At 66.9% G+C, this 26,103-nt stretch carries 28 protein-coding genes and 1 pseudogene; 18 read left to right on the top strand and 11 right to left on the bottom strand.

All coding sequences use genetic code 11. From position 1 onward, the window contains the following. The first annotated feature begins 145 nt into the window (after positions 1-145). From ACQP0C_RS07995 to ACQP0C_RS07975, 5 genes are all read left to right on the top strand, one after another. Entirely contained in the window at positions 146-1,078 is a 933-nt protein-coding gene (locus tag ACQP0C_RS07995) for an ABC transporter substrate-binding protein (RefSeq protein ID WP_433734475.1), read from the top strand. Next, positions 1,039-2,235, top strand: coding sequence for an ABC transporter ATP-binding protein (locus tag ACQP0C_RS07990; protein WP_433732030.1), 1,197 nt, complete (start codon positions 1,039-1,041; stop codon positions 2,233-2,235). The genes ACQP0C_RS07995 and ACQP0C_RS07990 overlap by 40 nt, the downstream gene beginning before the upstream one ends. Then, positions 2,232-2,900, top strand: a complete 669-nt coding sequence (locus ACQP0C_RS07985; protein WP_433732028.1) for an ABC transporter permease — start codon at positions 2,232-2,234, stop codon at positions 2,898-2,900. The genes ACQP0C_RS07990 and ACQP0C_RS07985 overlap by 4 nt, the downstream gene beginning before the upstream one ends. Next, complete coding sequence (locus tag ACQP0C_RS07980) at positions 2,897-3,628, top strand: ABC transporter permease (protein WP_433732026.1); 732 nt, start codon at positions 2,897-2,899, stop codon at positions 3,626-3,628. Before ACQP0C_RS07985 ends, ACQP0C_RS07980 begins: the two co-directional genes overlap by 4 nt. Before the next feature lie 322 nt (positions 3,629-3,950). Next, positions 3,951-4,367 carry a CBS domain-containing protein gene (locus tag ACQP0C_RS07975; RefSeq protein ID WP_433734474.1) on the top strand — a complete coding sequence of 139 codons (417 nt, stop codon included), beginning with the start codon at positions 3,951-3,953 and terminating at the stop codon, positions 4,365-4,367. A 60-nt stretch (positions 4,368-4,427) separates the two neighbouring features. Here ACQP0C_RS07975 and ACQP0C_RS07970 read toward each other — a convergent pair whose 3' ends face one another. From ACQP0C_RS07970 to ACQP0C_RS07955, 4 genes are all read right to left on the bottom strand, one after another. Next, positions 4,428-5,624: an NAD(P)-dependent malic enzyme gene (locus ACQP0C_RS07970; RefSeq protein ID WP_433732024.1), complete on the bottom strand. Its 1,197-nt coding sequence runs from the start codon at positions 5,622-5,624 to the stop codon at positions 4,428-4,430. Between the two features lie 437 nt (positions 5,625-6,061). Then, complete coding sequence (locus ACQP0C_RS07965; RefSeq protein ID WP_433732022.1) at positions 6,062-7,687, bottom strand: FAD-binding protein; 1,626 nt, start codon at positions 7,685-7,687, stop codon at positions 6,062-6,064. A gap of 51 nt (positions 7,688-7,738) precedes the next feature. Beyond that, positions 7,739-8,005 (bottom strand): hypothetical protein, encoded by a 267-nt coding sequence (locus tag ACQP0C_RS07960; protein WP_433732020.1) that lies wholly within the window; start codon positions 8,003-8,005, stop codon positions 7,739-7,741. Beyond that, the gene (locus tag ACQP0C_RS07955; RefSeq protein WP_433732018.1) at positions 8,002-8,856 is read right to left on the bottom strand and encodes a PHP domain-containing protein; all 855 of its coding nucleotides are present in this window, start codon (positions 8,854-8,856) and stop codon (positions 8,002-8,004) included. Before ACQP0C_RS07955 ends, ACQP0C_RS07960 begins: the two co-directional genes overlap by 4 nt. A gap of 62 nt (positions 8,857-8,918) precedes the next feature. On the opposite strand from ACQP0C_RS07955, the gene ACQP0C_RS07950 reads away from it, so the two are divergent. Then, positions 8,919-9,995: a magnesium and cobalt transport protein CorA gene (locus ACQP0C_RS07950; protein WP_433732016.1), complete on the top strand. Its 1,077-nt coding sequence runs from the start codon at positions 8,919-8,921 to the stop codon at positions 9,993-9,995. Between the two features lie 35 nt (positions 9,996-10,030). Here the strand turns inward: ACQP0C_RS07950 and ACQP0C_RS07945 are convergent, their stop codons facing one another. The 3 genes from ACQP0C_RS07945 to ACQP0C_RS07935 are packed head-to-tail and all read right to left on the bottom strand — an operon-like array spanning position 10,031 to position 12,077. Next, positions 10,031-10,612 (bottom strand): suppressor of fused domain protein, encoded by a 582-nt coding sequence (locus tag ACQP0C_RS07945; protein ID WP_433732014.1) that lies wholly within the window; start codon positions 10,610-10,612, stop codon positions 10,031-10,033. A gap of 4 nt (positions 10,613-10,616) precedes the next feature. Then, positions 10,617-11,108: a general stress protein gene (locus ACQP0C_RS07940; protein WP_330250104.1), complete on the bottom strand. Its 492-nt coding sequence runs from the start codon at positions 11,106-11,108 to the stop codon at positions 10,617-10,619. A 12-nt stretch (positions 11,109-11,120) separates the two neighbouring features. After that, positions 11,121-12,077 (bottom strand): HpcH/HpaI aldolase/citrate lyase family protein, encoded by a 957-nt coding sequence (locus ACQP0C_RS07935; protein ID WP_433732012.1) that lies wholly within the window; start codon positions 12,075-12,077, stop codon positions 11,121-11,123. 65 nt (positions 12,078-12,142) lie between these two features. Between ACQP0C_RS07935 and ACQP0C_RS07930 the strand changes: the two genes are divergently transcribed. The 9 genes and pseudogenes from ACQP0C_RS07930 to ACQP0C_RS07890 all read left to right on the top strand — a co-directional run bounded on the left by ACQP0C_RS07930 (position 12,143) and on the right by ACQP0C_RS07890 (position 20,731). Continuing rightward, complete coding sequence (locus tag ACQP0C_RS07930; protein WP_433732010.1) at positions 12,143-13,459, top strand: magnesium transporter MgtE N-terminal domain-containing protein; 1,317 nt, start codon at positions 12,143-12,145, stop codon at positions 13,457-13,459. Positions 13,460-13,493: 34 nt separating this feature from the next. After that, a complete protein-coding gene (locus ACQP0C_RS07925; RefSeq protein WP_433734473.1) occupies positions 13,494-14,042 on the top strand; it encodes a DUF1003 domain-containing protein in 549 nt (182 codons plus the stop codon). 358 nt (positions 14,043-14,400) lie between these two features. Next, on the top strand, positions 14,401-15,663 hold the full coding sequence (locus tag ACQP0C_RS07920; protein ID WP_433732008.1) for a lytic murein transglycosylase: 1,263 nt from the start codon (positions 14,401-14,403) through the stop codon (positions 15,661-15,663). Positions 15,664-15,802: 139 nt separating this feature from the next. Further along, positions 15,803-16,666: a lytic transglycosylase domain-containing protein gene (locus tag ACQP0C_RS07915; RefSeq protein ID WP_433732006.1), complete on the top strand. Its 864-nt coding sequence runs from the start codon at positions 15,803-15,805 to the stop codon at positions 16,664-16,666. A 20-nt stretch (positions 16,667-16,686) separates the two neighbouring features. Next, the gene (locus ACQP0C_RS07910; RefSeq protein ID WP_433732004.1) at positions 16,687-17,823 is read left to right on the top strand and encodes an Mrp/NBP35 family ATP-binding protein; all 1,137 of its coding nucleotides are present in this window, start codon (positions 16,687-16,689) and stop codon (positions 17,821-17,823) included. Positions 17,824-18,011: 188 nt separating this feature from the next. Beyond that, a pseudogene (locus ACQP0C_RS07905) lies at positions 18,012-18,296 on the top strand (DivIVA domain-containing protein); the annotation flags it as partial. Positions 18,297-18,928: 632 nt separating this feature from the next. Further along, the gene (locus ACQP0C_RS07900) at positions 18,929-19,510 is read left to right on the top strand and encodes a DNA-3-methyladenine glycosylase I (RefSeq protein ID WP_433732002.1); all 582 of its coding nucleotides are present in this window, start codon (positions 18,929-18,931) and stop codon (positions 19,508-19,510) included. Positions 19,511-19,722: 212 nt separating this feature from the next. Beyond that, on the top strand, positions 19,723-19,890 hold the full coding sequence (locus tag ACQP0C_RS07895) for a DUF3117 domain-containing protein (RefSeq protein WP_011211259.1): 168 nt from the start codon (positions 19,723-19,725) through the stop codon (positions 19,888-19,890). A gap of 16 nt (positions 19,891-19,906) precedes the next feature. After that, a complete protein-coding gene (locus tag ACQP0C_RS07890; protein ID WP_433732000.1) occupies positions 19,907-20,731 on the top strand; it encodes a putative RNA methyltransferase in 825 nt (274 codons plus the stop codon). Positions 20,732-20,762: 31 nt separating this feature from the next. Here the strand turns inward: ACQP0C_RS07890 and glgA are convergent, their stop codons facing one another. After that, complete coding sequence (gene glgA, locus ACQP0C_RS07885; RefSeq protein WP_433734472.1) at positions 20,763-21,920, bottom strand: glycogen synthase; 1,158 nt, start codon at positions 21,918-21,920, stop codon at positions 20,763-20,765. 137 nt (positions 21,921-22,057) lie between these two features. Between glgA and glgC the strand changes: the two genes are divergently transcribed. Continuing rightward, the gene (gene glgC / locus ACQP0C_RS07880) at positions 22,058-23,272 is read left to right on the top strand and encodes a glucose-1-phosphate adenylyltransferase (RefSeq protein ID WP_433731998.1); all 1,215 of its coding nucleotides are present in this window, start codon (positions 22,058-22,060) and stop codon (positions 23,270-23,272) included. 6 nt (positions 23,273-23,278) lie between these two features. Here glgC and ACQP0C_RS07875 read toward each other — a convergent pair whose 3' ends face one another. The 3 genes from ACQP0C_RS07875 to ACQP0C_RS07865 form a co-directional block, all read right to left on the bottom strand. Continuing rightward, positions 23,279-23,482, bottom strand: coding sequence for a hypothetical protein (locus tag ACQP0C_RS07875; RefSeq protein ID WP_433731996.1), 204 nt, complete (start codon positions 23,480-23,482; stop codon positions 23,279-23,281). Between the two features lie 87 nt (positions 23,483-23,569). After that, on the bottom strand, positions 23,570-23,827 hold the full coding sequence (locus ACQP0C_RS07870) for a hypothetical protein (protein WP_433731994.1): 258 nt from the start codon (positions 23,825-23,827) through the stop codon (positions 23,570-23,572). 121 nt (positions 23,828-23,948) lie between these two features. After that, entirely contained in the window at positions 23,949-24,581 is a 633-nt protein-coding gene (locus ACQP0C_RS07865; protein ID WP_433731992.1) for an O-methyltransferase, read from the bottom strand. Positions 24,582-25,004: 423 nt separating this feature from the next. Here ACQP0C_RS07865 and sigE point away from each other — a divergent pair, with 423 nt between their 5' ends. Both sigE and ACQP0C_RS07855 read left to right on the top strand, forming a co-directional pair. Beyond that, positions 25,005-25,619: an RNA polymerase sigma factor SigE gene (gene sigE, locus ACQP0C_RS07860; RefSeq protein ID WP_433208261.1), complete on the top strand. Its 615-nt coding sequence runs from the start codon at positions 25,005-25,007 to the stop codon at positions 25,617-25,619. An 87-nt stretch (positions 25,620-25,706) separates the two neighbouring features. Then, a complete protein-coding gene (locus tag ACQP0C_RS07855) occupies positions 25,707-26,093 on the top strand; it encodes a hypothetical protein (RefSeq protein ID WP_433682951.1) in 387 nt (128 codons plus the stop codon). Positions 26,094-26,103: the final 10 nt, after the last annotated feature.

Here is a 26,103-nt window from a genome sequence, read left to right as displayed (position 1 = left end):
ACGGGCAGTATGAACCACCAGAATGTACCGGGTGGCCGTGCGTACACGGCTCCTAGCATCGCCCGTCCATGCCGGAAGGACTCCAGTGAAATCCACGATCACCCCTGATGCCGCGAGGCACGGGCGGTTTGCGCTGCGGCTGACGCTGCGCACCGCCCGCGTTCTCGTCGCTGCCGCGGCACTGGCCGCCGCCATGATCCTGTCCGCCTGCGGCAACTCCGATCCGCTTGCGGCCAAGGGCAATTGTGACGGCGACGGGCTGACCGTCGGTTCGGCGAACTTCCCGGAGTCCGAGACGGTTGCGAATATCTATGCCGAAGTGCTGCGCGTCAACGGATTCAAGGTCGACACCAAGCTCAATATCGGCAGCCGCGAGGCCTATATCCCGGCGCTGCGCCAGTGCGCGATCTCGGTGATTCCGGACTACAACGGCAACCTGCTGCAGTATCTGGACAAGAACGCCACCGCGACCAGCTCCGCCGACGTCGACGCCGCACTCGCCAAGGCGGTCGGTTCCGACCTGGCCATCGGCACCCCGGCACCCGGTCAGGACTCCGATGCGGTCGTGGTCACCAAGGCCACCGCGGAGCGCTGGAACCTGCACAGCATCGCCGATCTGGCCGCGCATTCGGCCGAGGTGAAATTCGGCGCGCCCGCCGAATTCCAGGAGCGCGCAGGCGGTCTGCCCGGTCTGAAGAAGAACTACAACCTCGATATCGCCGCGAACAACTTCGTGCCGATCGCCGACGGCGGCGGCCCGGCGACCGTGCGCGCGCTGGTCGACGGCACGGTGACCGCGGCCGATATCTTCACCACCTCCCCCGCGATCGTGCAGAACAACCTGGTGGTGCTCGAGGATCCGAAGCACAACTTCCCGGCCCAGAATGTGGTGCCGCTGTTCAATGCCGGCAAGAAGACCGATAAGGCGCTCGCCGCGCTCAATGCCGTCTCCGCGAAACTCACCACCGATGAGCTGATCAAGCTCAATGAGGCGGTCTCCGGGAACAGCAAGACCGAACCCAAGGCCGCGGCACAGCAATGGGTCACCGCCCAGGGGCTGAACACGCCGATCAAGTAGGAGCCAGCGTGTCCGATATCGAATTCAGCCGGATCAGCAAGACCTATCCGGATGGCACACACGCCGTCTCCGAACTCGATCTGCGCATCGAATCCGGTTCGTTCACCGTCTTCGTCGGACCATCGGGCTGTGGCAAGACCACCTCGATGCGAATGATCAATCGGATGATCACGCCCAGTTCGGGCACCATCACCGTTGGCGGCGAAGATATTTCGACGGTGAATCCGGTCGAGCTGCGGCTCGGTATCGGCTACGTGATCCAGAGCGCCGGACTCCTGCCGCACCGCACCGTCATCGACAATGTCGCGACCGTGCCGGTGCTGCGCGGGGTTCGGCGCCGCGCGGCCCGGGCGGCCGCACTCGAGGTGCTGGACCGGGTCGGCTTGGACCGCTCGCTGGCCAACCGGTATCCGGCCCAGCTCTCCGGCGGCCAGCAGCAGCGGGTCGGGGTGGCCAGGGCACTGGCCGCCGATCCGCCGGTGCTGCTGATGGACGAACCGTTCAGCGCGGTCGATCCGGTGGTGCGCGAGGAGTTGCAGGCCGAAATGCTCCGGCTGCAAGCGGAATTGCACAAGACCATCGTTTTCGTCACCCACGATATCGATGAGGCGGTCAAACTCGGCGACCGGATCGCGGTCTTCGGCCCGGGCGGCATTCTGCAGCAGTACGACGATCCACAACGCGTACTCGCCGCGCCCGCAACCGATTTCGTCGCCGGATTCGTCGGACGCGACCGCGGCTATCGCGCACTGTCGTTCCGCAGCGCGGACAGCTTGGTACTGCACGAGATTCACACCGCGACCGAACCCGAACTCGCCCAATTGCGGCTGGAACGCGGCGAATGGGTACTGGTGGTCACCGATTCCGGGGTGCCGCGCGGCTGGATCGATGTCACCGGTGTCGAGGGCATTCGGGCGGGCCGGGCGTTGTACGACAGCATCGCGGCAGGTGGCTCGCTGTTCCCACCGGGCGGCGACCTCAGGCAGGCCTTGGACGCGGCCATCTCGTCGCCATCGGGAATCGGTGTCGCCGTGGATGATTCGGGTGCCGCACGCGGCGGCATCCGGGCTCCCGAGGTACTCGAGCAGCTCGCCGGGCAGCGCACGGCGGAGGACGACGCGCGCAATCGGCACTTCTTCGAAACCGAGCACGCATGAGGTATCTGATCGACAATTTCGCCGAGATCATGGGTTTCACCAGGACCCATCTGTATCTGGCGTTGGTGCCGCTCGTATTCGGCCTGATCATCGCGATTCCGGTGGGGGCACTGGTACGCCGGGTGTCCTGGCTGCGGCGGATCACGGTGACGGTGGCCAGCCTGTCCTACACCATTCCGTCGCTGGCGCTGTTCGTGATCATTCCGCCGCTGGCCGGAATCACGACCATCGACCCGCTGAATGTGATCATCGCGCTCACCGTGTACTCGACCGCGCTGCTGGTGATCGCGGTGCCGACGGCGCTGGATTCGGTATCGTCGGCCGTCATCGATGCCGCCGACGCCGTCGGCTTCAGTTCACTGCGCCGCACGCTGACCGTCGATATGCCGTTGGCCATACCGGTTTTCGTATCCAGTCTGCGGGTCGTGGTGGTCACCAATATCGCCATGGTTTCGGTCGGTGCGCTGATCGGCGTCGGCGGACTCGGCAAACTCTTCACCCAGGGCTATCAGCGCGACTATCCGGACGAGATCATCGCCGGCATCATCGTGACGCTCGCGCTGGCGCTGATCTTCGACCGGCTCGTCTATGCCCTCGGCCGCTGGTCGACGCCGTGGGTGCGCGCCGATGCCAGGGCCGCGAAGGCGAAAGGCGCTGCCGCATGAACCTTTTCATCGACGCCTGGCACTACCTCACCAATGGCGCGAATTGGAGCGGCCCGGCCGGCATCGAACACCGGATCGGCGAGCACCTCTGGTACAGCTTTCTGACCATTGTCTTCTCCGCGGCGGTCGCGGTACCGCTCGGCCTTGTCATCGGGCACACCCGCCGTGGTTCCGCGGTACTCGTCGGATTCGCCAATGCCATGCGCGCCCTGCCGACCCTCGGCCTGCTCACCTTCCTGGTGCTGCTGCTCGGCCTCGGGCTGATCCCGCCGCTGCTCGCGCTGGTCACGGTCGGTATTCCGCCGCTGCTGGCCGGTGCCTACGCCGGTATCGCCAATGTCGCAGCCGATGTCGTCGACGCCTCACGCGCCATGGGCATGACCGAGCGCCAGATCCTGTTCCGCGTGGAAGTCCCCAACGCACTGCCGATCCTGCTCACCGGCCTGCGCGGAGCCACCCTCCAGGTCATCGCCACCGCGACCATCGCGGCCTTCGTCAACCTGGGCGGGCTCGGCCGCTACATCTTCGACGGCATCGCGGTCTACCGCTATGACCGCGTCCTGGTCGGCGCCCTCTTGGTCGCCACCCTCGCCATGCTCATGGACGGCCTGCTCGCCTTCGTGGTCTGGGCCAGCACCCCCGGTACCGGCCGCCTGCGCCGCGCGAGCCGGGCGACCGTCACACCGGCAGCCATCGTGCAAACCTCGCAGGGAACAACGGTCGGGTAGCGGTCGTCGGCACGCTCGGTACCGGCAACACAGTGTCATCGCGGCCGAGCATGTACTACGACCCCGCCAGAAGCTCCACCTCGGACGCCGCGAGCGAGGCACGTTGGTCGGCGCGCGAAAGCGATATGGCGGCGTCCGTCGATAATTCGAGATGAACGCATTTCAGGCCGATATGCCGCGATCTTGGTGCACCACCAGCAGACCGACAGCAACCACGCGTTGACCAACGCTGTGATCGGGGTCACTATGTGACGAGACAGAGTCGTCGCTCCCCCATGGTTCATTCATCCGAGACGAGGAGGTTGCTGTGAACAGTCGCTCCATGAAGGCTCGCGACATCATGCACGCCGATGCGGAATGGATTCCTGCCGACGAGACGCTGGACCGGGCCGCGCAGATGATGCGCAGGCTGGATGTCGGCGGCCTGCCGATCGGCAACAATGATCGGCTGGTCGGCATGCTGACCGATCGCGACATCGTCGTGAAATGTGTTGCGATGGGCCATGATCCGAGCAAGGTTCGGGCCGGTGATCTAGCGGAGGGCACGCCGCGCTGGGTATCCGACGACGCCGACGTCAGCGAAGTGCTCACCATGATGGAGCGGGACCAGATCAAGCGGCTCCCGGTGGTCGATGCCAACAAGCGCCTGGTGGGCATGATCTGCGAATCGGATATCGCCAAGAACCTCACCGACGCCCAGGTCGCGAAATTCGTCTCGGCCGTCTCCGTACCGCACTGACCCATAACGAGATACGGGGCCGCCCACCACCGTGGACGGCCCCGTATTCGCGAGATCGGGTTACGCGACACCCTCCGCGCGGGCCGCGGCGGCGACGGCCTGGGCAACGGCCGGGGCGACGCGCGGGTCCAGCGGGCTCGGCACGATCTTGTCGGTGCTGATTTCGTCGGCGACCACGCTGAGGATGGCGTCCGCGGCGGCGATCTTCATGCCCTCGGTGATCCGGCGTGCGCCCGCGTCCAGCGCGCCCTTGAAGACGCCGGGGAAGGCCAGCACATTGTTGATCTGGTTCGGGAAGTCGCTGCGCCCGGTGGCCACGATCGCGGCGTACTTGTGCGCGACATCGGGGTGGATCTCCGGATTCGGGTTCGACATGGCGAACACGATCGACTCCGGCGCCATCGAGGCGATCAGTTCCTCGGCGATGGTGCCCGCGGAAAGGCCGAGGAACACATCGGAACCGGCCAGCGCCTCGGCCGCACCACCGGTCAGCCCGCGCGGGTTGGTGCGCTGCGCCAGTTCGGCCTTCACCTCGTTGAGGTCGCCGCGGTCCCGGCTGACGATGCCCTTCGAATCGAGCACGGTCACGTCCTTGACGCCCGCGGCGAGCAAGATGTTCGTGCACGCCACGCCGGCGGCACCGGCACCGGACACCACGACCTTCATATCGTCGATGGCACGGCCCTGCACCTTGGCCGCACCGTTGAGGGCGGCGAGCACCACGATGGCGGTGCCGTGCTGGTCATCGTGCATGACCGGGCAGTCGAGCGCCTCGATGAGCCGCTCTTCGATCTCGAAGCAGCGCGGCGCCGAGATGTCCTCCAGGTTCACCGCGCCGAAGCTCGGGCGCAGCCGGATGATCGTCTCCACGATCTCGTCGACATCCTTGGTGTCGAGCACGATCGGAATCGAGTTCAGTCCGGCGAACTTCTTGAACAGCGCCGCCTTGCCCTCCATCACCGGCAGCGAGCCGCGCGGGCCGATATCTCCGAGACCGAGCACCGCGGTGCCATCACTCACCACGACGACCAGACGGTCGGTCCAGGTGTAGCGCTTGCACAGCGCCTCATCCTCCGCGATGGCCAGGCTGACCTTCGCCACACCCGGGGTGTAGGCGATGGAAAGGTCGCGCTGGGTGTCCAGCGGTGCGGTGAGTTCGACCGATAGTTTGCCACCGAGATGTCCCGCGAAAATCTCGTCGTGCGTGATTTCAGAAAGGCTTGCAGTGGCATTCGGTGCGTCAGTCACAGATGACACGATTTCACTCCTGCTCGGGTCGGACAAACCGGGGGACGGGTTACCGCCGGGTAATGGGTATTGGCTGATTCATACGCTCATCGAGTGCGCTGACCGGGACGTTTCGAGTGGGGCCGAAGGCGTGGAAGAGCCGACGGTCCGATACCGAAATGTGGCGCGGCACTGATCCGCAGAGCGAGGGCCGAACGGGTGTGTCCGGATAGAACGTGCGGGGGCATCCTCGGGACGCGACGGTGCGTCGCGAGGCGGAGATCGCCGATGTTCCCGAACCCGGCGGTGGCGTAGGCGGGAATCCGCAACATTCTGCCAGCTGGGACGACGCATTGCCAAACCGGCGTGTCGTGTCCCGGCCGAGCGTCATCTTTCGAGGATAGGACGGCGGAATTACCAGGGGGTAAGCAGAAACTCGCAGTTCGGTAGCGGTATCGCGTGAGCTGTCACAACGGGATCGGATCGGCCGCGGTGAGGTCCGGACCGGCAGTGGGTTCGGGCAAAACCGCAGCGACTTCGGGCCCGGCGGCGGCGAGTTGCGGTGCGGGCTGGTGTGGGTCCGATCGCACCCACACCGTATCGAGCCCACCGGAAGTCAACCGCACCCGCCAGTCGGCCGCGGCGCCGGGATGATCGGTGCGCCGGTGCATACCGCGGCTCTCGGTGCGCGCCAGTGCACTGTATTTGGTCCAGCGCGCCACCGCCAGCAGCGCTGCGGCCTGCCTGGCCCGCAGCCGGTCCACCCCGAATCCGCCCAGATCGAATTCGGCGCCCGGCCACATGGCGTCGAGTTCGGCGATGCTGTCGCGCAGACTCCCCGCGCTGCGCCAGAAGCTGCGGCGCAGCGGCAGCGTGTGCTCCTGCACCAGCCCGACCACCGCGCGCGGATCGATGCGGGCCACCGGGTTCAGTCCGGCACCCGCCAACTCGCGCACCGGCCCGGTCCGGCCGCGGCCGCGCGCGAACCGCGCCGCACCCCTACCCGCCCATACCCCCGAGGCGATGGCCCAGGCTCCGCCCTGACCGCCGAAGCCGCTGACCGCACCGGTGATCGGCTCGCGCGTCATCACATCGCCCGCGCCGTAGAGTCCGGCCACCGTGGTCGCACAGTCCAACCCGGCGATGCGCAATCCGCCGGTTCCGCGCACGGTGCCCTCGAGCACCGCGCGCAGCGGCACCCGGCGGGTGCGATCGACCAGGCCCTGCCGGGACAGCCAGCGCCGGACCGGGTACGGCACATCGTCCAGTGCGGCGTAGATCCGGCGGCCATCGGCGATCGCGGCGAATGCCGCGGCACGATGACCGGTGATCTTCGTGCCGGATTCGTCGTAGAGCGTCGCGAAATGCAGTGCCAGCCCGGGTGCGGACGCCGCATCACGGGGTCCGGACAGAACCGGCGCGAGTCCATAGGCGCTGGAGAATTCCATCCCGGACAATTCCGCGCCCGCCTCGACGGCCAGCAGCAGACCGTCGCCGGTGTCGACATCGGTGCCACCGCCCCCGGACAGGAAGGCGCAGCCACCGGTGGCGACGACCACGGCCCCGGCCCGGATGGTCCACGGGCGAAAACCATTGAGCTGCTGCACACCTACCGCACCGGCGACCGCGCCGTCGCGATCGACGAGCATTTGCAGCGCGGGATGATGATCGAGGACGCGCACCCCCGCCTCGAGCACGCTGCGACGCATCCGGCGCAGGTAGCTCACGCCGTCCAGGCATACCCGCAACGATGGCCCCCTGGCATCGGGTCCACTGCCCTCCCCCGGAAACCGATAACCCCACCGAGCCAGCTGTTCGACCCGCCGATGCGTCTCGTCGAGCACCCGCAGCATCCACTCCGGTTCGGCGAGTCCGCCGCCGTGCGCGTAGGCCCGCCGCACCGCATCGTCCCTGGCGGGTCCCGACGGGATATTCCACAGCGATGTCGTCCCGCATGCGGTGGGTCCGCTGGCACCGCAGCGCGCCTTGTCGACGAGTACCACCCGAGCGCCCGCGGTGGCGGCGGAGACGGCGGCCCAAACCCCGGCGGGACCGCCGCCGAGGACGAGCACATCCGTCTCACATTCGGTCACAAAGAGAAATGTTCGACCACAATTCACCTGCCCGCAACCATTACCGAGATATCAGCCCCACCACTGGGTCCACAGCAATAATCCGGCGACGATGAAAACGACCATCGATCCGGAAACAGCAGCAAAACCCCGATGCCGATCCGAAAAAATCTGTGCGCCGACGCCGACCACGGATGCGGTGACATGCCATGTCACCGATTCCCCACCGGGTCCGGGAAAATCCCGCCGAGCAGCGATGACCGCGGTCCCGACAACGACGAGGGCGAGCACGAACATCCCACCGGCGACAATTCCGCTGAGTGCGCGCAGCACTCTCACGAGCCGATCACCGGCACGCCCGTCGCTTTGCCCGCCAGTTCCTCGAATTGCGCCGGATCGGTGGTGAATTCGCCGAGCCGGATGGTTTTGTTCGCGCCGTGATAGTCCGACGATCCGGTCGTGATGAGACCCAGCTCGGCGGACAGATCGACCAGCAGGGCCCGGTCGGCCGCGGAATGATCCGGATGCGCGATCTCCAGCCCGCCGAGCCCGAGGGTGGCGAGTTCGCGAATCTCGTCGAGTGCGAGCAACCGGCCGCGCTTGCGCGCCCTGGTGTGCGCGAGCACGCTGACGCCACCGGCGGTCGCGATCATCTCGACGGCCCGGCGCAGCGGTGTATCGGCCTTCTCGGCGTAGTAGCGGCCGTGCGGGGCCAGCAATTCGATGAAGGCCGCGTCCACACTCGGCACCACTCCGGCCTCGACGAGGGCACGGGCCAGGTGCGGGCGGCCCGCCGACGGTCCGGCCGAAGCCAGCACCGCGTCCGGATCGATGGGTAGTCCGTCGGCCCGCATCCGCTCGGCCATCGCGCGCAAACGCTCGACCCGCTCGGCGCGCAGGCGCTCGCGCTCGTCGGCAAAACCCCGATCGGTCGGGTCGAAGAGGTACGCGAGTAGGTGCACCGGCACCGGCCACCCGTCCTCGCCGAGGCCGATACACGACATCTCCATGCCGCGGACCAGCGTCAACCCCTTCGGCAGCGCGTCGACCGCCTCGCTCCACCCCGCGGTGGTGTCGTGGTCGGTGATCGCGACGACGTCCAGTCCCGCCGCTGCCGCGTTCCGGACGAGTTCGGCCGGGGTATCGGTGCCGTCGGACGCGGTCGAATGGGTATGCAGGTCGATGCGCACGCCTTCTTTCATACCGTGCGCTCGACCTGACCGCGCACGCGCACGCGACGTAGCATCGGTCGGTGCCATCGATTCCTCCGCTACCGTCGTTTCGCAGCCAAGCCAAGCGGGCCGCGCAAACGCGGCGCATACCGGTGCCGACCGCGCGTGCGGTGGTCGATTGCGCGGTCTATATCGATGGGGAACGGCTGCCGGGACGGTTCACCCATGCGGAGGCGATGGCCGAGGTCGACAAGCGTGGCACCGGATACGTCTGGGTCGGACTGCACGAGCCCGACGAGTACCAGATGGGCGATATCGCCGAAACCTTCGGCCTGCACCCGCTGGCCGTCGAGGATGCGGTCCACGCCCATCAGCGACCGAAACTCGAGCGATATGACGACACCCTATTTCTCGTGCTACGCACCGTCAGCTACGTCCCGCACGAAATCCACAGCATCAGTGAGATCGTCGAGACCGGCGACATCATGGTCTTCATCGGACCCAGTTTCGCGGTCACCGTGCGTCATGGCGAGCACACCGGATTGGCCGGTGTCCGAAGGGAATTGGAGTGCCATCCGGATCAGCTCAGGCTGGGCCCCGGCGCGGTCTTGCACGCGGTCGCCGACCATGTGGTGGATTCCTACCTCGATGTGGCGCAGGCGGTCGAGAACGATATCGAGGTGATGGAAGAGGAGGTCTTCACCCCGCGCACCACCGTGGCCATCGAATCGATCTACCAGCTCAAGCGCGAGGTCGTCGAGTTGCGCCGCGCGGTCAATCCGCTGCAGATTCCGCTGCAACTGCTCAGTCACAAGCCGGATCTACCGCTGCCCAAGGAAATTCGTCGCTACCTCCGCGATGTCGCCGACCACCACACCGCCGTCGCCGAGCGCATCACCGACTTCGACGAAGCCCTGAGCGCATTGGTCAGCGCCGCACTGGCCAAGATCGGACTGCAGCAGAACACCGATATGCGCAAGATCACAGCCTGGGTCGCCATCGCCGCCGTGCCGACGATGATCGCAGGCATCTACGGCATGAACTTCGATTACATGTGGGAGCTGCACCAGACGTGGGGCTACCCGGTGGTTATCGGCGTCATCGCGCTCGTGTGCACCGGGCTGTATGTCAACTTCCATCGCAACCATTGGTTATAGCGAAAGACCTTGCTATTGCCCGGACTTCGCCGGACTCAGAGATTCGCGGCACCGCGTCCCGGGTCGTAGATATCGATTCCGGCCTCCGCCCAAGCCTCGCGCAACGCCTGCGCACCGCGCACCCGCACCCAGGCCGCCTCGGTCGCCGTCACCGGAACCACCGCGAAATACCGCACCGGCTCGGCGGGCTCGGGCAATACCACCTCGGGAATATCGCTCTCGCCCAATAACACCGCGGTGAACGGCGCATTACGCCACATCGGCTCCCCGAGGTCGAGTAGCGCATCGGCTTGCAGCACAACGCCTTCCACGGCGGGTGCCGCGACCAGCACACCGAGCGTGCGGGCCAGCCCCGAACTCGCTCCGACTCCGGCGCGCAGCGTCAGCACCAGTTCGGCGCGCGGGCCGCGCACCGGATCGGCGTGCAGGTCACCGGGATCGCCCATGGGATGGCGGGAGCCACCGAGGGTTACGTAGTGCACCAACTCCTCGCCCGGAATGCGCAGGATCTCGATGGGCTCCAACCCGAGGAAGGTCACCGACGCGGAGTCGACACCCGTCGATGCCGCACCGAAGTGGTCCAACACCTCGGTGCGGACCTTGTCCACTACTTCCATGCGCTCAGATCGCCAACCGCGCCAGCATGTCCCGAGCCTGCTCGGCCGACTTCGGGTCGCACAGCACGTCATAGCGGCCCGCCACCAACTGCATGGTGGAGGCGAAGTCGCGCTGTCCCTTGGTCGCCGCGTACGGGATCGAGGTGGAGATGACACCGAAGATGATGCCGCCGACCAAGCCGACCAGCACCGGCGCGAAACCGCCGCTGGTGGTGAACAGACTCAGCAGCAGGCCGAGGAACAGTCCGAGCCACGCGCCCGAAACCACCCCACCGCCGATCACCTTGCCCCAGGTCAGTCGGTACAGCACGCGTTCGACCTGCATGAGGTCGACGCCGACGATGGTCACGTCTTGCACAGGGAACTGGTTGTCGGCCAGGAAATCGACCGCCTTCTGCGCCTCCGCATAGGTCGGATACGAGCCGACCGGCCAGCCCGACGGCGGCGTCGGCAGGCCCTGGCGCGCGCGATTCGAGTTCCCCAAGGGATTCGTCATATCTCTATTCTGCTATTCCGAACCGATGTTGGGGGGTGTGAAACGCGTGGTCCGCGTCATCCCGGCCGCCCGGCCCTTATCGGCGATTACCTGAGCCATCTTGGCGCTGGCTTCATCGATCATTTCGTCGCCCAGCATTACCGCACCGCGCGCACCGCCCTTTTCGGAGGTGTGGAAGGCGTAGGCATCCAGAATCAGCTCGGCGCGATCGTAATCGGCCTGGCGCGGACTGAAGATCTCGTTCGCGGCCTCGATCTGTCCGGGATGCAGCACCCATTTGCCGTCGAAGCCGAGGGCGGCGGTGCGCCCGGCCGCCCTGCGGAATCCATCGATATCCCGAATTTGCAGGTAGGGGCCATCGATTGCCTGCAGTCCGTGCGCGCGGGCGGTGAGCAGGATGGTCATCAGAATGTGGTGGTAGGCATCGCCGGTGTCGTAACCCTCCGGCTGTTCACCGACCACCAATGTGCGCATATTGATACTGGCCATGAAGTCGGCCGGACCGAAGACCAGGGCCTGCACCCGCGGACTGGCGGTGGCGATCGCATCGATATTGCGCAATCCCAGCGCGTTCTCGAGCTGCGGTTCGATGCCGATCCGGCCGACCTCGAGCCCGCTCGCCTTCTCCAACTGGGTGAGCAGCAGATCCAGCGCCCGCACCTGACCGGCATCGGTGACCTTCGGCAGCAGGATCGCGTCCAGGGCCGCGCCCGCGCCCTCGACCACCGTGATCACGTCCGTGTAGGTCCATTCGGTGGTCCAGTCGTTGACCCGCACCACCCGCAGCTGGCTACCCCAGCCGGAGTCGTTCATGGCCGCCACGATATTCGCGCGGGCCTCGGCCTTGGCGGCGGGCGCGACCGCATCCTCCAGATCGAGAAATACCTCGTCGACCGGTAGCCCCTTGGCCTTATCGATCATCTTCTTGCTGCTACCGGGGCAGGCGAGCACCGAGCGGCGCGGCTTCATGATCACTCCCGTCGATCGTGGGCATGGTGCGAATACCGGTCCGCGCACCCTCTAACCTGACAACCATGGCAGCAACCAGGGTGTACGTCGCCAGACTCGCCGGGCTGGTGGTGCTCGGCCCGGACGGCGAGTCTATCGGCCGCATCCGCGACGTCGTCGTGGCCATCCGCTACGACCGACAGCAGCCCCGCGTGCACGGTCTCGTCGTCGAGTTGCCGTCCCGGCGACGGATTTTCGTGCCGATGCTGCGGGTCACCACCATCGAACCCGGTGTCGTCGCGCTCAATACCGGCACGGTGAGCCTGCGCCGCTTCACCCAGCGGCCCGGCGAAATGCTCGCGCTCGCGCAGATCGTCGATTCCTCGGTGCGCGTTGACGATCCGGATCTGCCGGACGTCGCGGATGTCGATGTGCTCGTTGTCGATCTCGGCATCGAACAGACCCGGACCAGGGACTGGCGGGTGACCAGGGTCGCGGTGCGCGGACATCGCAGGCTCGGGCGCCGCCGCACCGTGCACGTGGTGGACTGGACCCAGGTCAGCGGGCTGACCCCGTACGAAATCGGCAGGCCGGGCCAGGACGTCACCCAACTGCTCGAACAGTTCGAGGGCCTGCGCCCCGCCGACGTCGCACATCTACTACGCGAACTGCCGGAGAAGCGGCGCATCGACGTGGCGATCGCGCTCGACGACGAGCGCTTGGCCGACGTGGTGCAGGAGCTTCCCGATGACGATCAGGTCGATCTGCTCGGCCACCTCGAGGTGGGCCGAGCCGCGGACGTGCTCGAGGCCATGGACCCCGACGATGCCGCGGACCTGCTCGGCGAGTTGCCTACGGGCGAGCGGGAATCGCTACTGGCACTGATGGATCCGGAAGAGTCCGAACCGGTCCGCCGACTGCTGCAGCACTCGCCGGATACCGCGGGCGGTCTGATGACCCCGAAACCGGTGATCCTCACCCCGGCCACCACCGTCGCCGAAGCGCTGGCCCGGGTGCGCAATCCGGATCTGACACCCGCGCTGGCCTCCATGGTGTTCGTGGTGCGCCCACCGACCGCCACACCGACCGGCCGGTTTCTCGGCTCGGTCCACTTGCAGCGACTGTTGCGCGAACCTCCCGCACATCTGGTCGGCGGCATCCTCGACACCGATCTGGCCCCGTTGCGCCCCGATGTTCCGCTCGGCGCGGTGACCCGCTACTTCGCGACCTACAACCTGGTCTGCGGACCGGTCGTGGACGAGGAGAACCACCTGCTCGGCGCGGTCAGCGTGGACGATGTGCTCGACCATCTGCTGCCGGAGGATTGGCGCGAGCAGGAGGATACGCACGATATGGCGCACGAGGCGGCCGCGAGGCATGAGGGGACAGCCGACGGTGAGTGAGAAGACTCCGGCGCGTCAGCGCCTCGAGACGCCGATGGAATCGCGGTTCCGCTTCGACTACGACGCCGAGGCGCTGGCCCGCTCCAGCGAGCGGGTCGCCCGATTCCTCGGCACCGGCCGCTATTTGGCGATCCAGACCATCGTGGTGGTCGTCTGGATCCTGCTGAACATCTTCGTGATCACGCTGCGCTGGGACCCGTATCCGTTCATCCTGCTCAACCTCGCGTTCTCCACCCAGGCCGCCTATGCGGCGCCGCTGATCCTGTTGGCGCAGAACCGACAGGACAACCGCGACCGCGTGTCGCTGGAGGAGGACCGGAGCCGGGCCGCCCAGACCAAGGCCGATACCGAATTCCTTGCGCGCGAACTCGCTTCGCTGCGGATCGCGATCGGTGAGGTTGCTACGCGCGACTACGTCCGCCGCGAACTGGAGGAAATGCGGGAGGTGCTGGAGCGGATCGAGGCCGCCGAGGCCCGGGATCGCGCGTTCGAGTCGGATAAACCCGCAAAGGGTAATCGCAAGAAAAGCTCCGGCAGAAAGCAAGACACGGCCCAGATTTCACCGCCAGTTGCTGACGATTGACAGGAAATGGTCAACAACGTTCTGACCCGCGGGTAACCTGGACGGCGTTGTTCCGAGCTGCCGGGCAGGGGATGTCCCGGACAGCAGCTCCCACGACGTCGAGGAATGGTGTGGCCGAATGCGAATATCCGCTCCGATAACCATCTCGGCCCTGGTCGTCGCCGGTCTGGTCGCCACCGGCTCGGCAACCAACGCCACCCGGTCCAGCACTCCCGACACAGCCCCCGAGGCTTTACTCGCCGCATCGACCGGTCGGACCGGCACCGACGGGGCATCCGACAGTGCCAGCGGGGCGCCATTGTCTCGGACAGTCGGTCTCCTTTCGGTCACGCCGGAGGCTCCCCGCAAACTCCGAGCAATGACTCCGCTTGCGGACGGCACACCGCTGTTCGCGGGTTCGGTGCCGTTGCACGACATCTCGCTCCCGGCCACAGGCGGTGCGCTCGGCATCCCCGAAATCGTGCTCGCTGCATATCGCAATGCCGAACTCGCACTGGAATCCTCGATGCCGGGCTGCGGTCTGTCCTGGAGCCTGCTGGCCGGTATCGGCCGGATCGAATCGGGGCATGCGGGCGGCGGTCGCACCGATGCCGCGGGCACCACGGTGACCCCGATCTTCGGCCCCGCCCTCGACGGCACCCTGCCGGGTAACCAGGTGATCAGGGCCGCCGACGGCACCGCGGTGCGCGCCATCGGTCCGATGCAGTTCCTGCCGGGCACCTGGAGTCTGTACGCGGCCGACGGCAATGGTGACGGTATCGCCGATCCGCACAATGTCTTCGATGCCACCCTCGCCGCAGGCAAATACCTCTGCTCGGGCGGGTTGGACCTGCGCGATCCGCAACAGGAACTGCGCGCGGTGCTGCGCTACAACAACTCGCTCGCCTACGCCGCCAATGTGCTGAGCTGGTCGGCGGCCTACCGCACCGGCGGCACCCCGAGCCAGGTGAGCATCTCCCCCGATCTCATTCCGCCGGGCAGCGGGCCGATCACGGCGGGCACGGACTTGCTGGCCGTATCCACCACATCGCCGACCACCACCACGACCAGCGAGCCGCCGCCGAATACGGTGACCACCCCGACGCCGACCCAGGTGATGATCACCATCCCCGGTCTGCCGCCGATACCGTGCGGAATCTTCTGCCCGGCCGCACCCAAACCGCCGTGCGATCTGCGGCAGGTGGCCCCGGCGCAGCTACCCGCACCCGGCGATCCGGCCCAGTCGCCCATCGCACCGGCGCAGACCTTCGGCGTGGGCAATGGCGAGCCGAAGGATCCCGAGCATCCGGATCGGCCGCAGTCACAGCAACGGCCGAAGCCGCCAGCTGCCAACTGCATTCCGGCCCAGCCCGGTGCCCCCCAGCCCGGTGCCCCCCTGCCAGGTGCCGAACAGCCCGGCGCGGCGCAGCCGGAGGGTGCGGCACAGCCCGCGCCCGATGCACAGACTCCCCCGCAGTCGCCGGATGAATCGGCGCAGACCACACCGGAGAAGACGGCGGAGCCCGGCGCGCCCGACGCAGCGGAACCGACACAGACAGAAGCCGCGACGCCGCCCGCACCGGGCATCACACTGCCTTTCGGCATCGTCATACCGCTGCCCGCACCGGCCCCGCAGCGCTGATACCAGGACAGACAACCGAACCGTGACGCCACACTCGGACCCGATAACGAAGCAGTAACAAAAAGGTCTCGAATGCGGTAGCCTCTACTTCGTCCATCACGAAGGACTCGCGGCCGAGTCAATGGAGGGTCACCGCACAGTGGGGCGTCATCGGAAACAGTCGCCTGCGACAATCAAGCGCAGCTCCGTTATCGCATTGACCGGGTTGGTTCCCGCTGGGCTCGTGGCCGTCGCCGCGTCCGCGGGCACCCTCGATCCAACCGCATCGGCTGTCCTGGAACATGTTCCGGGCGACGATCGAGACGACCAGGCGCTCGGACTCGCGGCCGCCGCGCAACCGGCAGCGACGGCCGAATTCGCCGCTCACGCAATGGCAAAGCAGACGCCGACTGCGCCGCCGATCGTGAAAACCGTTGCGCTGCCGGATGGTAGGCAACCGGCCGCGCTGCCGTCCGGTCCGCTCGGCATTCCCGGCGTCGCCGTCGCGGCCTACCAGAATGCCGAACGCACAATCGCCGCCGAGAATCCCGTCTGCGGAATCCCCTGGTATCTGCTCGCCGGAATCGGCCGGGTCGAATCGACCCACGCCTTCGGCAAGGCCGATGCCGACGGCAATCCGCTGACACCGGTCTACGGACCGGTTCTCGACGGCAGCCTCATGGGCAATCACGTCGTCCGGGATACCGACGGCGGCGCGCTGGATGGACTCAGCGGATACGACCGCGCCATCGGGCCCATGCAATTCCTGCCGGAGACCTGGAAGCGCTACGCCGCCGACGGCAATGGCGACGGCATCGCCGATCCGCAGAACCTGTTCGACGCGGCGCTGACCGCGGGCAAGTACCTGTGCGACGGCGGCTTGAACATGCGCGATCTCACCCAGCAGACGCGGGCGATCCTGCGCTACAACAACTCGATGGCCTACGTCGCCAATGTGATGGCCTGGGCCGGTTCCTACGCCTCCGGTATCGCACCCAAGCCCGGTGACCTGCCCCGAATCTGACACAACGTAAAATTTCTGCCATGCCAGTGGTAACGGAAGCGGATGTGCGGGGAGCCCTCGCGAAGGTCGACGACCCGGAGATTCGCAAACCGATCACCGAATTGGGCATGGTGAAGAGCATCGCGGTCGGTGCCGATAGCAATGTCCACATCGAGGTCTACCTGACGACTGCGGGTTGCCCGCTGCGCACCGAGATCACCCAGCGGGTCACCAAGGCGGTGGCCGATGTCGCTGGGGTCGGCGCCGTGACGGTCGAGCTCGACATCATGAACGACGAGCAGCGCACCAACCTGCGCAAGCAGCTGCGCGGCGACTCCGCCGATCCGGTGATCCCCTTCGCCCAGCCCGGTTCGCTGACCCGCGTGTACGCGGTCGCCTCGGGTAAGGGCGGCGTCGGAAAGTCCAGTGTCACAGTCAATCTCGCCGCCGCCATGGCCGAACGCGGTCTGTCGGTCGGTGTGCTGGACGCGGATATCTACGGCCACTCGATACCGCGGATGCTCGGCACCGACGCGCGGCCGACGCAGGTCGAGCGGATGATCATGCCGCCGCAGTCGCACAATGTGAAGTTGATCTCCATCGCGCAGTTCACCAAGGGCAATACGCCGGTGGTGTGGCGCGGTCCGATGCTGCACCGGGCGCTGCAGCAGTTCCTCGCCGACGTGTTCTGGGGCGACCTGGACGTGCTGCTGCTCGATCTGCCGCCCGGCACCGGCGATGTCGCGATCTCCATCGCGCAGCTGATCCCGAATGCGGAGATCCTGGTCGTCACCACGCCCCAGCCCGCGGCCGCCGAGGTCGCCGAGCGCGCCGGTGCGATCGCGCTGCAGACGCGGCAGCGGATCGCGGGTGTCATCGAGAACATGTCCTGGCTCGATCTGCCCGATGGCAGCCGGATGGAGCTCTACGGCTCCGGTGGCGGCCAGTCCGTCGCCGAACGCCTCACCCGCGCGGTGGGCGCCAATGTGCCACTGCTGGGCCAGATTCCGATCGAACAGGCCTTGCGCGAGGCCGGTGACGAGGGCACGCCGATCGTGCTGCGGGATCCGGAGAATCCGGCCGCCAAGGCATTGCTCGAGGTCGCCGACAAACTCGCGGTCCGCCGGCGCGGCCTCGCGGGCATGTCCCTCGGGATCGATACGACGCGTCACCTGTAGCGCGCGACGCACCGGGCGGCTCAACCGATCGCCCACCGACTTCGGGCCGCGGCGTTGCCATGCCGACGCGGATCTACGAGGTGAAAGCACACTTGGTCGGCCGGTCAGCTGGCCACCGGCAATTCGAGGTCCGATTTCCGCAGGGCGGGCGGATACCAGGTGTCGGTGTGGGCCAATAAGCTCGTGACATGCTCACGCTGCTGTTGTACGTGCTGATCGTCGGCTTGGTCGCCGCGGTCCTGTTCCTGCTCGCCAGTGCGGTATTCGGGCGCGCCGAGGAACTCGGACCGCTGCCCGAGGGCACGACCGCCACTGTCCTGCCCGCCGAGGGCATCAGCGGCGCCGATGTGCGCGCACTACGGTTCCAGCAGGTGGTGCGCGGTTATAAGGCGGGCGAAGTGGACTGGGCACTGACCCGACTCGCGGCCAGAATCGACGAGCTACAACTGCAACTGGCCGAGGCGCGCGCCGCCCAGAGCCCGAACCTCCAGCAGCCGAACGTCCAACTTCCGAATCCGCAGCAGCCGAACACTCCGAATCCGCAGCAGTCGAACACACAGACACCGGCACCGACCGCTCACCAGCAGCCCACGCCCAACGGCCCGACCGCACAGCCGCACACACCGGCCACCCAGACGGCCGCCCAACCGCAGGCACCGATCACCGAGCCGCAGACACCGCCCGCGACAACCAACGGCACCATCGCGCAGCCGCCGTCCGCCCAACCGCAGACACCGACCGGTCAACCGCACGACCCGACCGCGCTGTGGCGCGCACCGGTCACCCAGCCGGACACCCCGACCAATCAACCATCGACACCGACCGGCCAACCGCACGGCGCGATCGCCCATCGGCAGCCGCCGACCGCATCGCCCAACGGCACAGCCGCCCGGCCGTACACGTCGGCCACCCAACCGCAGACACCGACCGGCCACCCGCACGACCCGGTCGCCCATTCGTACACACCGGTCACCCCGCCAACCACACCAGCGACCGAGCTTCCGATGGCACGGCCGCAGGCACCCATCGCTCGGCCGGAAGCTTCATTCGCCCAACCGAATCAACCCGCCGTCCACCCCCGGGTGCAGTTCGGGCTGGAGCAGAAATGACCGCCGAGATCGCTGGGGCCGCGCCGATGGCCGAAACCGATGGCAAGCTGCGCTGCCCGTGGTCGGAGGGGTCTCAGCTCTACCGCGACTATCACGACCACGAATGGGGTAAGCCGCTGCACGGCGATGACGCCATGTTCGAGCGCATGTGTCTCGAGGCGTTCCAGTCGGGTCTGGCGTGGATCACCATCCTGCGCAAGCGACCGGCCTTCCGCGCAGCGTTTGCCGGGTTCGCGATCGAGCGGGTGGCCGCCTTCGGCGATGACGATGCGGCGCGGCTGCTCGCCGATCCCGGCATCGTCCGCAACCGGGCCAAAATCGATGCGGCGATCGCCAATGCGCGCGTCGCCGCGAACCTCGATATCGGACTCGACGAACTGATCTGGTCCTTCGCCCCGGCGCCTCGCCCGCGCCCGCGCACGATCGCCGAGGTACCCGCGACAACTCCCGAATCCGTAGCTCTGGCAAAAGAATTGAAGCGGCGCGGGTTCCGTTTCGTCGGTCCGACCACAGCCTATGCGCTGATGCAGGCGACCGGAATGGTCGATGACCACCTGGCCGATTGTTGGGTCCGGTAGCGACTGTTCGCGGGTCGCTCGAAATGGTCGGCGGTGGGCGGCCCAACACAGGCCGAGCGGTCACATTTCGAACTCAGGTATCCGTCCACTCCGGCGATAGGGAAGAATGGGACGGGTGTAGCTCGCCAAATGCCGGTGAGCTCGCTGGTTGGTGACAACTGGAGTTCCAAGAAAGTGCGCAGCATATCGCGCAGATCTGGAGGGAGCAGAGGATGGCGGCCATGAAGCCCCGCACCGGGGACGGTCCCCTCGAGGCAACCAAGGAAGGGCGTGGAATCGTGATGCGGGTTCCACTCGAGGGTGGCGGGCGTCTGGTCGTTGAACTCACGCCGGATGAAGCGGCAGCGCTCGGTGACGAACTGAAGAGTGTCACCAGCTAATTCCCCACTCGCTGACGTGGCCGGTCTGCTGGCCTGTCCGGAATGCGGCTCCGGTATGGAGTCGCGGGATCGGACGCTGCGCTGCGGACACGGGCACAGTTTCGACATCGCCAAGCAGGGTTACGTCAGTCTGTTGACCGGCGCGTCGACGAAGATGACCGGCGATACCGCAGCGATGCTGGATGCGCGCGCCGCATTTCAGGTTGGGGGACATTTCGCGCCGATCGCCGATGCGGTGGCCGCGGCCGTCGCGGCCGACGACTCCTGCGGCCCGGTGCTCAACGACGATGCGGTACTGGAGGTCGGGGCCGGCACCGGTTATTACCTGGCCGCCGCGCTCGATGCCATCCCGGCCCGCGGGATCGCCTTGGACGTGGCCAAACCGGCGGCCAGACGCTGCGCCCGCGCCCATCCGCGCGCCGCCTCGGTACTCGCCGACGCCTGGCGCGGTCTGCCCGTTCGCGACGGTGCGCTGCGCCGCGTGCTTTCGGTATTCGCGCCGCGCAATCCGAGCGAGGTCGCCAGGGCCCTCACCGCGGATGGCCGATTCGTCGTCGCCACCCCCACCTCACGCCATCTGGCCGAGCTGATCGGCTCACTCGGCATGGTGACGGTCGACCCGGATAAGGACCGGCGACTCACCGAGGCCATGTCCGGCCACTTCGCCCCGGTCGACCGCGCGCTGGTCGAGTACTCGATGAAACTGTCCCGCACCGATATCCGCGATGTGGTGGCGATGGGTCCATCCGCCCATCACGCGACCCCACACGTCGATACCCTCCCGGACACCGTCGAGGTCACCGCCTCGGTCCAGATCGCGACCTACCGGCCCCACCTCTGAGCGCGAGCGAACAGCCGCGCGATCGGAGGGGTCAGAGCTTGCGGACTCGGTCGTAGATCGCGACGGTTTGGGATGCGATCCGGAGCCAGTCGAATTCGGCGATGGCGCGATGGCGTCCGGCCGCGCCGAATTCGGCGGCGAGCGCCGGATCACCGGCGACCTCATTGACGGCCGCGGCCAGATCCTGTTCGTACTGCCGCACCGCATTCCCGTCGTAGTGCACCAGGCGACCCGTCTGCCCGTCCGCCACCACCTCGGGAATGCCGCCGACATCCGAGGCGACCACCGCGGTCGCGCACGCCATCGCCTCCAGATTCACGATGCCGAGCGGCTCGTAGACCGACGGGCAGACAAAGACCGTTGCGGCGACCAGGATCTGGCGGATCTGCTCGGTCGGCAGCATTTCGCGCACCCAGAACACATTGCCGCGCACCCTGTCGAGTTCGGCGACCGCCGCGGAAACCTCGGCCTCCAGTTCGCGGGTATCCGGCGCGCCCGCGCACAGCACCAGCTGGATATCCGGATCGAAGTCGCGGGCCGCGGCGAGCAGATGCCCGACCCCCTTCTGCCGGGTGATGCGACCGACGAAGGCCACGATCGGATGGTCGGCGCGCACACCCAATTCGCTCAGGATCCACCGAGATCCCACCAGCGGCGGTCCCGGATGCCAGACGGTCGCGTCGATGCCGTTGTGCACCACGTGGACCCGGTCCGGATCGATCGTCGGATAGGCAGTGAGCACATCGTGGCGCATGCCCTCGCTCACCGCGATGATCGCGTCGGCGTATTCCACGGCATTGCGCTCCGACCACGACGACAAGCGGTAGCCGCCGCCGAGTTGTTCGGCCTTCCACGGCCGCCGCGGCTCCAGCGAATGCGCCGTGAGCACATGCGGGATCCCATAGAGCGTCGCGGCGAGATGTCCGGCCAGCCCGGTGTACCAGGTATGCGAGTGCACCACATCCACCTGCCCTGCGGCATCGGCCATGCGCAGCTGGGCCGACATCATCTGCAGTGCGGCGTTGGCGGCGTAGAGCATCGGATCCGGCTGGTGCACTATGGCATCCGTACGCGCCACCCCCATGCAATGCACCGTCACCTCGCACAGCTGCCGCAACCGCGCGGCCAACTGGGTGACGTGCACACCCGCCCCGCCGTACACCTCGGGGGGAAATTCCCGTGTCAACATCGCCACGCTGAGCCGGTCGCGATCGCCGGCTACCGCCCCCGCACCCCCGCCGCCCGTGCCGAAACTCACTGCTTCAAACTAGACGTTCACTTTGGCATGGGCCACCTGTACCCGGGTGGCGCGGTAGTTTGGCAGATGTGAGGAGCCAGCCGCACGTACTCGGGATCGTGCTCGCCGGTGGCGAGGGCAAGCGCCTGTTCCCACTCACCGCGGATCGAGCCAAGCCAGCCGTCCCCTTCGGCGGCGCCTACCGTCTGATCGACTTCGTACTCAGCAATCTGGTCAACGCGGGCTATCTGCGCCTGTGCGTGCTCACCCAGTACAAGTCGCACTCGCTGGACCGGCACATCTCGCAGACCTGGCGGCTGTCGGGTTTCGCCGGTGAGTACATCACGCCGGTGCCCGCGCAGCAGCGCCTCGGACCGCGCTGGTACACCGGCAGTGCCGACGCGATCATGCAATCGCTGAACCTGATCTACGACGAGGATCCGGACTACATCGTGGTCTTCGGCGCCGACCATGTGTACCGGATGGATCCGGAGCAGATGGTCCAGCACCACATCGACTCCGGTGCCGGTGTCACCGTCGCCGGCATCCGGGTGCCGCGCAGCGAGGCGAGCGCATTCGGCTGCATCGACTCCGACGAATCCGGGCGGATCACCCAGTTCCTGGAGAAGCCCGCGCATCCGCCGGGCACACCGGACGATCCGAATGTCACCTTCGCCTCCATGGGCAATTACGTCTTCACCACCAAGGTGCTGGTGGATTCGATTCGCGCCGACTCCGACAACTCCGATTCCGATCACGATATGGGCGGCGACATCATCCCCGCACTGGTCGCGGCGGGTGAGGCCGCGGTATACGACTTCGCCGACAACGAGGTGCCCGGCGCGACCGAACGTGACCGCGGCTACTGGCGCGACGTCGGCACCATCGACGCCTTCTACGAGGCGCATATGGACCTCGTCTCGGTGCATCCGGTCTTCAACCTCTACAACAAGCACTGGCCCATCCGCGGCGCGGCGGAGAATCTGCCGCCCGCCAAATTCGCGCAGGGCGGGCTCGCACAGGAATGCGTGGTCGGGGCGGGCTGCATTCTCTCGGCCGCGACCGTGCGCAATTCGGTGCTCAGCTCCAATGTCATGGTCGACGACGGCGCGACCGTCGAGGGCAGTGTGCTCATGCCGGGGGTACGGATCGGACGCGGCGCGGTGGTGCGCCGCGCGATTCTGGACAAGAACGTGGTCGTCGGCGAGGGCGAGATCATCGGTGTCGATCTGGACCGGGATCGGGATCGCTTCGCGGTCAGCAATGGCGGCGTCGTCACCGTCGGCAAGGGCGTGTGGGTCTAGTACCGGCTACCGGGCATTCGTCGGGCAGAAGGGCGCGCACGGCCCCGGAGTTTTCGGCACGGTCGTCGACGGTGACTTATCACCGAAATCGGCGGTGGCGACCAGCAGCATCAGCATCACCGCGAGTCCGAGCACGACAACGAGAACGACCGCGGACCGACCCCAGTTGATCGGGCGCGGCCGTCCATAATCGTCGTCATTGCCGAACATTCGAACCTCTCCCCGGTGTCCACACCGGGACATCCTCTCCTCCTTGATACCCAGTCGGCAGAGGTTTTGCGCGGCAATTTTCGACGGTTATCGGGGGCCGGGTTGCGGTGGTGCGACGGTGGCCGTGCAGAACGGTTCACAGGGCCCCGGAGTCAGCGGGACTTTTGTCCGTTCGGTGCCGAAATCGGCATTGCTGATCCACACCAGCACCACCACGGCGAGCACCATGATGAAAATCAGAAAGCCGAGTGCGGGCAGCAGACAGCCACCGCGTAAACGTCCCTCATTGATCGTGTGGCCGATATGGCCGATTTCGAGGATCTCGTATCCGCGTTCCCACACCATGGGCGTACCTTGCCGTCGTCGAACCTGGCATCAATACGGATACCCGTCGCACGGCGGCGGAATCAGCATGCGGTGCACGAAATCCCCACGCGCCCAGCGTTTATCGGTAGCCGGTCGATTACTAGCCGCGCGATGCGCAGAGCAGACCGTCGCCGACCGGGATCAACACACTGGTGAGTTCGGGGTCCTCGGCGATCGCCCGAGTGGCCGCGCGCACCGCCTGGGTCGCCGGATCGCGCTGCGCCGGATCCGGAACCCGGCCGCCGAGCAGGGCGTTGTGCAGCAGGATGGCACCGCCCGCGCGCAGCAGGCGCACCGCCTGGGCGACGTATTGCGGATGTTCGAGCGGGGCCGCGTCGATGAAGACCAGGTCATAGGCGCCGTCGGCGAGCCTGGGCAGCACGTCGAGGGCGCGGCCGTTGATCAGTCGGGTGCGCGCGGGCGGGATCTCCGCGGTGCGGAACGCCTCCTTGGCCGCGCGCTGATGCTCGGGCTCGGAATCGATGGTGGTCAGGGTCCCGTCCTCGCGCATGCCATCCAGTAGCCACAGCCCGCTGATCCCCGCGCCCGTCCCCACCTCGACCACCGCTCGCGCGCCGAGGAGCTGGGCATACATGCTCAGCAGTGCGCCGACCGAGGGTGGTACGGGTACCGCACCGAGTTCGGTGGCGCGCTCACGCGCGCCGATGAGGACCTCGTCTTCCACGACGGATTCCTCCACGTAGGAGAGATTTCGCTCCAGATTCGATGCCACGCCTATGAGGCTAGGGCACGAAGTCGCAAGTTTGGCTCATCAGTGAAGCGTTATCCCGGGCTCGAGCGATTAATTGATCGGTGGGGGCGGGCACAGATTCTCAGGTGTCCCTCAGGATCTCCATACCCCCGGCATATCGAGGCAAGAAAGAGTATGGGCAAGCAAGACCAGCCGACCGCCTGGTGCGGGGACGCGGGAACAACGACATACCGTTCGTCGGTTGTATCCGTACGTGGCGATCCGAGATCCGGATCGCTATCAGGTCCGCAACCACGGTCCCGAGTAGGAGGTATCACCGTCCACATGGATAGAGGGTCATTTTCGGCGCTCCCGGTTGCCTCCGAGGTTTCGCAAGCTGGCACCCTGCCGGCTCACGCCGGGGCGGCGCTCGAGTTCGCCACCCTGCCAGCGCATGCCTTGCCGATGGAGGCCGATATGAACGACGATGCCACCGATGTCGAGCTGACCGGCACCGCGGCCTTCGATGCGACGGGCGACCGTTCGGCGATGCCGTCCTGGGACGAATTGGTCCGCGAACATGCCGACCGGGTGTACCGGCTGGCCTACCGTCTTTCCGGGGACGCGCAGGACGCCGATGATCTGACCCAAGAGACCTTCATCCGGGTGTTCCGCTCGCTGTCGAATTATCAGCCGGGCACCTTCGAGGGCTGGCTGCACCGCATCACGACGAACCTGTTCCTGGATATGGTGCGCCGTCGCAACCGGATCCGGATGGAGGCGCTGCCCGAGGATTACGACCGGGTGCCCGCCGATGGGCCGAGCCCGGAGCAGGCCTACCACGACGCCCGGCTCGATCCGGACCTGCAGTCCGCACTGGATTCGCTGGCCCCGGAGTTCCGCGCCGCGGTCGTGCTCTGTGATATCGAGGGTCTGTCCTATGAGGAGATCGGCGCGACCCTCGGTGTCAAACTCGGCACCGTGCGCAGCCGGATTCACCGCGGCCGTCAGGCATTGCGCGACTACCTTGCGCATAATGGAAGTGAGCAGCGGTTCACCGCTGACGCGAACATCGGGTGACCCGGCGGGAGCCGGGCCGCACCCGGCGGCCGGATATCCGTCCGGTCGTGCGCTACGGATGCTGTCGGGTGGAAGGGTGAGCACCGAATGAGTGGCGACGCCAGCACGTCAGGTCGTCCCCGTTTCCGTCCTACCGAACATCTGGCCAGCGAGGCGATCGCGGCCTATGTGGACGGCGAACTGCGGATGAACGCCTATCTGCGTGCCGCCCAGCACCTTTCCGTCTGCCCGGAGTGCGCGGCGGAGGTCGAGGCACAGCAGCAGGCGCGCATCGCGCTGCGCCGGGCCGGTCAGGTCTCGATTCCCACCGATCTGCACGACAGTCTCACCCGCATTCCATTGGCCGAACTCCCCGGCGGCGCTTCGAGCGCGACTTCGCGCCCGACCAACGGCAGTCCCCGCAACGAGGCGGTTTTCGGTTTTCTGACCGATTCGTTCACCGCGACCCGGTGGACCACGTGGTGGCGCAAGTAGAGTTTTCCGA

The organism is Nocardia sp. CA-129566 (assembly GCF_050956075.1).
Classification (GTDB): Bacteria; Actinomycetota; Actinomycetes; order Mycobacteriales; family Mycobacteriaceae; genus Nocardia.
Note: the sequence above shows the minus strand (reverse complement) of the source record. Positions and strands in the feature narration are given on the sequence as shown.